This is a genomic window from Bacillus sp. SIMBA_005 (genome assembly GCF_046535585.1).
Classification (GTDB): domain Bacteria; phylum Bacillota; class Bacilli; order Bacillales; family Bacillaceae; genus Bacillus; species Bacillus pumilus.
In genome coordinates, this window is sequence record NZ_JAWRWI010000439.1 from 1 (window position 1) to 270 (window position 270).

A 270-nucleotide genomic window follows, 5' to 3' on the forward strand; every position below is an offset into this window, starting at 1 on the left:
GGGTTTTACCGCTAAGGACCACGTGGCGGTGTCCAGTATGGCTTCTCCGGTTCTTTATATTTTTAGTTTTTTGGGAGGCAGTTTTATTCCTAAGAACGGACTGCCTGATAGCTTGAGGGTTGTCCAAGAGATCATACCGAACGGTAAGGCAATAAACTCTTATTTAAAAGTCAAACAGAATATTGGCCTTAGCGGCATGTATATTGATTTGCTTGAGCTAATTGGTATTGGTCTCATCTTTGTCTTTATTAATATTATGGTATTCAACAG

General features: G+C 39.6%; 1 pseudogene. It reads left to right on the top strand.

What is annotated here, in order from left to right:
• Nucleotides 1-270: pseudogene (locus SB660_RS20800) on the top strand (ABC transporter permease); the annotation flags it as partial.